Below are 9,319 nucleotides of genomic sequence, written 5' to 3'. Positions count from 1 at the left end.
GAACCTATAAGCGAAGGCACTTTTTATAAGTGTCCACTTTATAGGTTCCATTTTACTTTTACCGCGGCCTTTTATATTACTAATTCTTCAATTTGAACTGTATACTTACCACAATTATTACAAACTATTACGCTTACTATGTAGCTATCATCTACTTCTCCTAGCATTTCTAATCTATGATAAGTTTTTCCTTCATAACTTTTATCTATATTACTTATTATATATTTTTTATCTTTAGTATATATATAAAAGAAAGCTTCTACATATTCACTTATATTTCTTTTTCCTTTAAAATTCCCATCACACGCTTCACAAGAAGTACTATAATAAGACTTTTCAAACTCTGATTTATTTTCATTTAAAAGTCGTATAGTTTCTTCTAAACTAAATCCTTCAACTGGTGCTTCTTCATCATTTATTAATTCTAAAAAATTTTCTTTATTTAATATATATTCTTTTTCTTCAACTTTGAATTTGTATTCCATTTTAATCCTCTTTTCTTTTTTCTTATATTATATCATAATTAAGTTCTCTATTTTTCAAACTATTTGAATAAATATTGAAAATCTCATAATATACTTCATTTTTCACTCTTCTATTACCTTCAGATATCCTTTTCATAGAGATTCTAACTAATTTATCTATATCAATATTTTCTAGGTTTACTTTTTCATAATAGCTTAATTTATTTATAGTTTTAACTAAGTCCTTAAATGTAGAAAATCCTAATACATTTATTATATTATTTAATCTTCTTTCTTTTTTAAACCTTTTTAAATATTCACTATAAAGTAATCCTTTAGCAAATCCTAATCCAATATTGTCTACAACTGAAAAAGTTTCACCTAAAATATTAAACATATCTCTACCATATCTATTTAGTAGTATTCCACCAAGAATAGAAACCATAGATAAATTTTCTCTATCTCTACTTCCTATAGTTCCATTCAATAAATTGTCTATAGATTCTCCAAATCTTCTAAGTCCCTCTATTGCTATTTTCTCATTTTCTTTATCTATATTATTATTTAAGTAACCTTCTATCAAATTACTCATACCATTTAAACTAGAATTTCTTACTTTAACTATATCTATTTTATTTGTATAATAAGGATCTACTAATGCTATATTTGGTTCAACTTCAATACATTTAAGCATCTTACTATTTAAATAAATTAATGCGTACTTACTTGTTTCGCTTCCTGAACCCGAAATAGTGGGTACTGTACAAATTTTAGCATGTTTATTACTTTCAATTTCCTCTTCCACTAATAATACACTAATACCTTTCCCTATATCTATAGTTGTTCCTCCGCCAATAGCTATAACATAGTCACAATTTAACTCTCTTCCTATCTTACTTCCTTTTTCTATGTCTTCCATATTACATATATTTTTTTCTTTTATATATACCTCAAACTCTTTGTTATTTCTCTTTAAAAATTCTGTTATATCCTTAAATCCATGGCTATTTTTTGAAGATTTTTTTCCTGAAACAATTAAAGGCTTGTTGCCTAGTTTTAGTATATCATTTCCGTATTTTTCTAAAATTCCTCTTCCATATACAATACTAGTATTTGTTTTTAAGTTTAACTTCATCCTTGCTCCCCTTTCATCTATTGATGTTCAAAATAAAAGTTATCTACTCTATATTATTTATCTTCTATCCATATTATGATTAAATAATGCATTTTTGTAATATAATTTATATTACCTATGAATACTTAATAAAAAAATTAAAATTCTAATGAAAAATATTTCATTAGAATTTTAATTTTCAAGCTTTCAATTGCTATAATATTTAATTTTTAGCTTTTTCAACCTTTAATTTTTTTCCTTTAATAGTTTTATCTTTTAATTCTTTTAAAACTAAATTTCCTTTATCATTAAATATTTCTACTGTTGACCCCATATCTTTTATCTCAATTACACCAATATCATCTTTTTCTACTCCATTTATGCTACAAATAGTTCCTACTATATCAAGGATTCTTATTTTCTTCTTCTTACCACCATTTAAATAAATTTTAGTTACACCTTTAATAACTTTCTTTTTATCTTTTCTAACTTCTGGCTTTTTTCTTAAATCATCAATAGATTCTTTTTTATCTTCTATCTCTTTTTCCTTATACTCTTCTATTTTAAATCCTATGTATTCTTCTATTCTTTGAAGATATTTTTCTTCAAAAGGTGTCATTATAGTAATAGAATTTCCTTTAAGTCCGCCTCTTCCTGTTCTTCCTATTCTATGAACATAAGCTTCTTTTTCTACAGGAATATCTAAGTTAATAACATGTGTAACTTCTTCTACATCTAATCCCCTTGCAGCTATATCTGTAGCTATAAGAATTTTAAAACGTCCTTCTCTAAACTCTTCCATTTTTTTATTTCTTTCTTTTTGCAACATATCACCATGCAATTTATCTATTGAATATCCTTTTTCTTTAAAGTATTCATATGCAATTTCTACATTTCCTTTAGTTCTACAGAATAATATTGCTCTTTTAGGTAATTCCCCTAAAAGTATTTCATTTGTTTTATCTAACTTTTCTTTTCCATCTACAACTAAAATTCCATGTGTAATACTTTCTGTTACAAGTCCAGTTTTTTCACATTTTATCCAAACTGGTTTATCCATATATTTCTCTGTTAATTCCTCAATTTTTTCTGGCACCGTTGCTGAAAATAACATCGTTACTCTATCTTTTTTAATTCTTCTACAAATACCTTCGACTTGACCAATAAATCCCATATTAAACATTTCATCTGCTTCATCTATTATAAAATATTTTATAGACTTTCCATTTAATCTACCCTCATCTATATGATCTAAAATTCTACCTGGTGTTCCTACAGCTATATTCCACTTTTGTTTTAATGCTATTTCTTGATCTTTAAAAGATTCTTTTCCTATTAAAGTTACTATTTTTAACTTCTTATATCTTCCTAAATTTCTTAAATCTTGACTTATTTGAATCGCTAATTCTCTTGTTGGTGCTAAAACTAATGCTTTTTCTTCACCTTCAAAATCTAAATTTTCACATAATGGTATACCAAAAGCTGCTGTTTTCCCACTACCTGTTTGTGATTTTACTATTAAATCCTTCTTTAATAAGGCTTCTTTCATTACCTTTTCTTGAACTTCTGTTGGTTTTTTATATCCTAAATCTTCAATCGATTTTAATACTTCATTGCTTAAATTATATTCTTTAAATGTACTCATTTTTTCCTCCAATGTTTGAACTTCCTTATAAGTATAGCCTATCTTACAAATTAAAGATAGGCTATACTTATATGAACTACATAATCTTTATAAAGTTAAAATACTCCTCTTACCATCCATGTAAGAAGAGTATTTTTATTATATTAAATTTTCTGTTGATCTTTCTAATATTCCTGTTAAAAATGCTAATACTACACCATAATTTGTTATAGGTATATTATTTTCTCTACATTTTTGAACTCTATTTACAACAGTTTTTCTATTTATCATACAAGCTCCACAGTGTACTACAAGTGCATATTCTTTTAACTCTTCTTCAGCAAAATCATATCCTACTTTATAATCACATTCAAGCTCTCCACCAACAAATTTTTCTAGCCCTTTAGGAATTTTAATTCTTCCAATATCTTCATGTGATACATTGTGTGTACAACTTTCTGCAAAAAGTATTTTATCTCCTGGCTTTAAATTTCTTATTGCATTAGCACCTTCTATAAAACATGCTAAATCTCCCTTTTGTCTAGCAAAAAGTATTGAAAAACTTGTAAGATTTATTTCTTTAGGTACTATTTCACTTACTCTTTTAAATGCTTGTGAATCTGTAACTACTAAATCTATATCTTTTAATTCATTTAATGCTTCAGAAAGCTCTGTATCTCTAACAACATAACTCTTTATTCCATGGTCTAAACAATCACGAATAAGTTGTACTTGCGGCAGAATTATTCTTCCTTTTGGTGCCTCTGAATCTATAGGTACTACTAAAACAACTTTTCCACCATAAGGAACTAAATCACCTATTAAGCTTCTATCTTCTTCTTCAGCTTCAAGAACTTTTATTAATTCATCTTTAAGTTCTTCTATACCTGCTCCTGTTACTGTTGAAGTTGGTATAACTTTTTTATATTTATTTATTAACCCATTTACGATAGTTCCATTACCAATCTCAGCTTTGTTTGCTGCTACTATAAATGGAATATTAAATTTCTTAGCCTCTATAACCCATTTTTCAAATGAATCATAATCTGGACTACTTGAATCAATAACAAAAATTGCTATATCAGTCTTTCTTAAAACATCCATAGTCTTTTTCATTCTTAATTCACCTAATTCACTTTTATCTTCAAGTCCTGCTGTATCTATAAGAAGAACTGGTCCTACTGGAATAAGTTCCATTGCTTTTTGTACAGGATCTGTAGTTGTTCCTTCAACTTCTGAAACTAATGACATCTCTTGACCTAAAATTTTATTCATAAGAGATGATTTTCCACTATTTGTGTTCCCAAATATCGCTATATGTTTTCTGTTGGCATTTGGTGTGTTATTCATAATATTCACTCCCTCTTGTCTTATGTGTTATTTAAAATAAAGCTCCTTCAAAAATTCCTTTGAAGGAGCTTTACTTATATTATACTACTTTTTTCTAAAGGTATAAATCTCTTTTTCCTTGTAACATTTTTTCTATATTATCTTCTGTTACTTTTCTTGTCTTTGGATTTTCTATTTTACTTGCTATATCTCTTGCAAAAGCTACAGCTTTTTCTTTAAATCTATCATTTCCATAGTCAATAGCATATTCTACTAAAGTTGTTATAGCATTTGGTTCACAAACCTTTTGGATTTCTCCAGATTTTGCAAGTTCCATGAATCTATCTCCAACTCTTCCTTTTCTATAACATGCTGTACAGAAACTTGGAATATATCCATCATCAATAAGATTTTCTATTGCAGATAAACTATCTGTTTCAACATCAAATAATTTGAATTGTTCATCACTATCTTCATTATTTGCTCTCTTTTTATATCCACCTATTACAGTAGTTGATCCTACAGAAATTTGTGAAATACCATAAGTCATTATTTCTTTTCTTAATTCTGGTGTTTCTCTTTCTGTAATCATAAGTCCAGTAAATGGAACAGCTATTCTTATTACAGCAACTACTCTCTTAAATGTTTCATCATCTAAGATATGTGGAAGTTCTTCTAAATCTACTCCTGTTGCTTCTCTTATTCTTGGTACAGAAATAGTATGGAATCCAACCCCATATTCTTTTTCTAAGTGTGCATTGTGCATCATAAGTCCTAGAACTTCAAATCTTGGATCTGCTAATCCAAATAATACTCCTGCTCCAACATCTTCAATTCCAGCTTCCATAGCTCTATCAAATGCAGTTAAATGATATTCATAATTGCTTTTTAATGAATTTGGATGAGCTTTTTCATACATTGGTTTATTATATGTTTCTTGGAATAATACATAAGTTCCTATTCCAATATCATGTAACTTTTTGTAATTTTCAACTGAAGTTGCTGCTATGTTCACGTTTGTTCTTCTTATTTCACCATTTCCATTTTGAGTTGCATACATAGTTTTTATACAATCTAAAACATATTCAATTGGTGCATTAACAGGATCTTCTCCAAGTTCTAAAACTAATCTCTTATGTCCCATAGCTTCTAAAAGTCTTACTTCTTCTGCTACTTCTTCTTGAGTTAATCTCTTTCTTTTAAAGTTATTTGAACATTTGTACCCACAGTAAACACATTTATTAACACAGTAATCACTTACATAAAGAGGTGCAAATATAACTATTCTTTTACCATATATTTCTTCTTTTATTTTCCCTGCAATTTCAAAAATTTCTTTTTCTACATCTTTTTCTTTAGTTGCTAAAAGAATAGCTATATCTCTGTAATCTAATGTTTCTCTTTTTCTAGCCTTTTCTATTACCTTTAATGATTCCTCTCTAGTAGGATTTTTAGTTTCTTCTAATATACTATTTATATATTCGTGATTTATAAACATATTAATTCTCCTCTTCTTCCTTTTTAGCTTTAAGCCACTTTACATTGTCTCCACGATTTACTTCTATTTCGTAACCAAATGTTTTCATCTTCTCTTCCATTTGAGCCTTATATTCGGCAGCTTCGTCTCCTGTAAAAACTTTTCCATCGTATAATGCATATTTTTTTCTAACATTCATTGGTGAAAGATTTGGCATTATTACATTTCCACCTGCTTTTACTCCCTTTTCTCTTCCTAAAGGATCTATTGTTCCAAGGGCTGTTGTTGCTGGAAGTAATACATCTGGAAGTAATAATCTTACTAATGCAAGTATTATAACTGTTTTTTGTACTGTTCCACCTTTTTCTTTACCTAAAGGAGTATCTTTTTGTGGAATAAATGGTCCTATTCCACACATATGTGGTTTAAATTCTTTTACAAATCTTAAATCTCTTACCAAATCACTATTTGTTTGGTTTGGAAGTCCAACCATAAATCCTGCTCCTGCTTGATATCCAATTTCTCTTAAATTTCTAAGACATTCTCTTCTCTCTTCAAAAGAAGCTCCTGGATGAAGTGCTTCATAAAGTTCTTTTGTTGCTGTTTCATGTCTTAAAAGATATCTATCAGCTCCTGCTTCAAATAATTTTTGATAAGATTCATAGCTTCTTTCTCCTAAAGAAAGTGTTATAGCATTTTTAGGATAACGTCTTTTTATTTCTTTTAGAATATCTACTAGTCTTTCATCTGTAAAATAACTGTCTTCTCCACCTTGAAGTACAAATGTTTTATAACCAATTTCATCACCTTTATCTACACATTCTAAAATCTCTTCTTTAGTTAATCTGTATCTATCGGCATTTTTATTACTTTTTCGTATTCCACAATAGGCACAATCTTTTTTGCAATAATTAGAGACCTCAATAAGACCTCTTACATAAACTTTATTATCATAATTTTCTTTTCTTCTAATATCAGCTTTTTCTACTAGATATTCTTCTTCTTCTTCAGTTATATTATCTAAAATATATAAAAGTTCAGTATCTGTTGCATCATGTTCTTTAAATAATTTGTCTATTATCTCTTTTACGTTCATAAAAATTCCTTTCATCATTTAAACTTCTTTTTTACTAATTGCTGTTTTAATTGTTATCCCATTAATGTTTCCAAGTTTTCCTGTTAAGCTATTAATTTGATCTACTTCACCTTTAACCACTATTGAAATTACTGTCATATTATCGTCTAAGGGAATACCCATTCTTCCCTTAACAACACCTCTAAAAGATGCTAATACACCATTAAAATTTTCTTGACATTCTATTGGATTTTCAAGTATTGCACTTATAACCCCTATTTTCATAAAAAACACCTCTCTTATTTATTATATTTAAATGTTGAAACTATAACTTTCCCTATTTAAATTACTTTTAACGTTTATTTCATCTAAAATCCTATATAACAAAGGTATTATTATTTCCATATACGTTAAAAAAGCTAATACTCTTTTTTACGAAAGAATATTAGCATATAAAAATCCTCTTAATTTAAAGCTTTTAAATTCACTAAAAGCTCTTATTTTTTAATCTAATGGCTAAGTGATTTCTTATAAACTGTTCTTTCAAATTAGATTTCTCTTTTCTGTTAGATTTAAAACATTACCCATTTTTTAAAGAATTCTCTCTAAAATTTGGTTACACTAACATTATACACCTAACTTCATTAAAATACTATCTATAAGAGTATTCTTTTTCTCTTTTAAATATTCTCTATAATAATCCTTACTTTCATCTTTATTTTCTATATTTACTAGTAAAAATGTATCAAATTCCCATTTATATGTCTTTTCAATTTCACTGTTTATTTCCATTAGTAACTGGTACGAATTAATTTTTTTAAACTTTCTTATTTTCCCTTCAAGTTCTGTATTATATTTCTTAACCTTCTCAACAATTCTACTAACAGTTTTAATTTTATTTTTTAAGTAATACTTTTCAAATTCTGTTTTTATATCAAATAATTCTTTTATTGTATACTCTCTGTTATTTACCGTAATCCCTGCTGTTCCTTCTTCAAAAAGACTTCTAATTATATTAGTAACTATTTCTTCTTTCTTCTTTACTTCAAATTCTCCACCAACTATTTCTAGTGCTTTTCCTAAATGAATTAAGGATTCTTCTATTTTTTTATCATTTAATTCTATTATCATCTTTTAAACTCCCCTTAAAATATAGTAAAATTCATATCCTTTATTATAATTGCTAGAAAATTTCTTGTCTATCTCTTTATATTATTCATTTATTTATTTTTATTTTTTGGATTTAATTGTATAATATTAATTGTAAATAATATACTTAGGAAAAGAGGTTAAAAATGAACATACTAAAAGAAATCACAAATAGATTTTCTATATTCAAAGATTTCTATGATTATATACGTATTATTGAAACTAAAAACTTTACAGTAATAAAGAATACTAATTCTGAAATAGATACTTATAATCTACATTGTCTAAGTGATTCTAAAAGATGTAGTGATTGTCTTGCTCAAAAAGCCTTTTTGACTCAAACCACCTTACAAAAAATAGAACTTATAGATAATAAAGCTTATTTACATACTTTATCACCTTTTTCAATAGATAATACTACTTATGTAGTAGAATTTTTTAAAGATATAAGTGATACTTTATTTTTCTCAGAATCAAAAACAAGTACTCCTATTGGAAAGTTTTTAACATCTTTAACTGAGATGGCAAATAAGGATTCTTTAACTAAAGCTTATAATAGAAACTTTTTGAACTCTAACTTCAGAGATAAATTTAATAGTACGTCCTCTCTTCCAATCTCTTTAATTATGATTGATTTAGATCATTTCAAAAATATAAATGATGAATTTGGACATTTAATTGGTGATACTATTTTACAAAAGTTTTCTAGTTTAATCTTTACTTTTTTAGATTCTCACTCATATTTTTGTAGATTTGGTGGAGAAGAATTTTTAATTTTTCTAGATAATGCACCTTTAAATAAGGCTGTTTCTCTAGCTAATACTATAAAAGATACTTTAGATAATCATCCATTTATAGTCCATGAGTTCCAAATCTCATTATCTTGTAGCATGGGAGTTGTTTCTTCATTTTATTCTAGTACTACTTTAGATGCTCTCTTAGAGTCTGCTGATAAAAATCTATATATTGCCAAAGAATCAGGTAGAAATACAATTATTTTTTAAATAAAAAAGGATTATCTTAATATTAAAGACTAAAATGGTACCTATGAACTGGACACTTTAAAAAAAAGTGTTTCGTTTATAGG

At 27.0% G+C, this 9,319-nt stretch carries 9 protein-coding genes; 1 reads left to right on the top strand and 8 read right to left on the bottom strand.

From position 1 onward, the window contains the following. Positions 1–71: 71 nt before the first annotated feature. From Q0W06_RS18340 to Q0W06_RS18305, 8 genes are all read right to left on the bottom strand, one after another. A complete protein-coding gene (locus Q0W06_RS18340; protein WP_297639201.1) occupies positions 72–485 on the bottom strand; it encodes a DUF3785 family protein in 414 nt (137 codons plus the stop codon). 22 nt (positions 486–507) lie between these two features. Beyond that, on the bottom strand, positions 508–1,599 hold the full coding sequence (locus Q0W06_RS18335) for an iron-containing alcohol dehydrogenase (protein WP_297639198.1): 1,092 nt from the start codon (positions 1,597–1,599) through the stop codon (positions 508–510). A gap of 202 nt (positions 1,600–1,801) precedes the next feature. Beyond that, positions 1,802–3,223 carry a DEAD/DEAH box helicase gene (locus tag Q0W06_RS18330; RefSeq protein WP_297639195.1) on the bottom strand — a complete coding sequence of 474 codons (1,422 nt, stop codon included), beginning with the start codon at positions 3,221–3,223 and terminating at the stop codon, positions 1,802–1,804. A gap of 138 nt (positions 3,224–3,361) precedes the next feature. Further along, positions 3,362–4,552 carry a [FeFe] hydrogenase H-cluster maturation GTPase HydF gene (gene hydF / locus Q0W06_RS18325; protein ID WP_297639192.1) on the bottom strand — a complete coding sequence of 397 codons (1,191 nt, stop codon included), beginning with the start codon at positions 4,550–4,552 and terminating at the stop codon, positions 3,362–3,364. Between the two features lie 94 nt (positions 4,553–4,646). Beyond that, the gene (hydG, locus tag Q0W06_RS18320; RefSeq protein WP_297639189.1) at positions 4,647–6,029 is read right to left on the bottom strand and encodes a [FeFe] hydrogenase H-cluster radical SAM maturase HydG; all 1,383 of its coding nucleotides are present in this window, start codon (positions 6,027–6,029) and stop codon (positions 4,647–4,649) included. A gap of 1 nt (position 6,030) precedes the next feature. Then, positions 6,031–7,119, bottom strand: a complete 1,089-nt coding sequence (gene hydE / locus Q0W06_RS18315; protein WP_297639186.1) for a [FeFe] hydrogenase H-cluster radical SAM maturase HydE — start codon at positions 7,117–7,119, stop codon at positions 6,031–6,033. 3 nt (positions 7,120–7,122) lie between these two features. Then, positions 7,123–7,368 carry a TM1266 family iron-only hydrogenase system putative regulator gene (locus tag Q0W06_RS18310; protein WP_297639182.1) on the bottom strand — a complete coding sequence of 82 codons (246 nt, stop codon included), beginning with the start codon at positions 7,366–7,368 and terminating at the stop codon, positions 7,123–7,125. A 342-nt stretch (positions 7,369–7,710) separates the two neighbouring features. Next, positions 7,711–8,214 carry a hypothetical protein gene (locus tag Q0W06_RS18305; protein ID WP_297639180.1) on the bottom strand — a complete coding sequence of 168 codons (504 nt, stop codon included), beginning with the start codon at positions 8,212–8,214 and terminating at the stop codon, positions 7,711–7,713. A gap of 164 nt (positions 8,215–8,378) precedes the next feature. Here Q0W06_RS18305 and Q0W06_RS18300 point away from each other — a divergent pair, with 164 nt between their 5' ends. After that, entirely contained in the window at positions 8,379–9,236 is an 858-nt protein-coding gene (locus tag Q0W06_RS18300) for a GGDEF domain-containing protein (RefSeq protein ID WP_297639177.1), read from the top strand. Positions 9,237–9,319: the final 83 nt, after the last annotated feature.

Source organism: uncultured Clostridium sp., from assembly GCF_947072515.1.
In the GTDB taxonomy this organism is placed as follows: Bacteria; Bacillota; Clostridia; order Clostridiales; family Clostridiaceae; genus Clostridium.
Note: the sequence above shows the minus strand (reverse complement) of the source record. Positions and strands in the feature narration are given on the sequence as shown.

Excerpts from the sequence above, each read along its gene's own strand:
- Q0W06_RS18340 (WP_297639201.1), bottom strand. The coding sequence starts at position 485 with ATGGAATACAAATTCAAAGTTGAAGAAAAAGAATATATATTAAATAAA.
- Q0W06_RS18335 (WP_297639198.1), bottom strand. The coding sequence starts at position 1,599 with ATGAAGTTAAACTTAAAAACAAATACTAGTATTGTATATGGAAGAGGA.
- Q0W06_RS18330 (WP_297639195.1), bottom strand. The coding sequence starts at position 3,223 with ATGAGTACATTTAAAGAATATAATTTAAGCAATGAAGTATTAAAATCG.
- hydF (WP_297639192.1), bottom strand. The coding sequence starts at position 4,552 with ATGAATAACACACCAAATGCCAACAGAAAACATATAGCGATATTTGGG.
- hydG (WP_297639189.1), bottom strand. The coding sequence starts at position 6,029 with ATGTTTATAAATCACGAATATATAAATAGTATATTAGAAGAAACTAAA.
- hydE (WP_297639186.1), bottom strand. The coding sequence starts at position 7,119 with ATGAAAGGAATTTTTATGAACGTAAAAGAGATAATAGACAAATTATTT.
- Q0W06_RS18310 (WP_297639182.1), bottom strand. The coding sequence starts at position 7,368 with ATGAAAATAGGGGTTATAAGTGCAATACTTGAAAATCCAATAGAATGT.
- Q0W06_RS18305 (WP_297639180.1), bottom strand. The coding sequence starts at position 8,214 with ATGATAATAGAATTAAATGATAAAAAAATAGAAGAATCCTTAATTCAT.
- Q0W06_RS18300 (WP_297639177.1), top strand. The coding sequence starts at position 8,379 with ATGAACATACTAAAAGAAATCACAAATAGATTTTCTATATTCAAAGAT.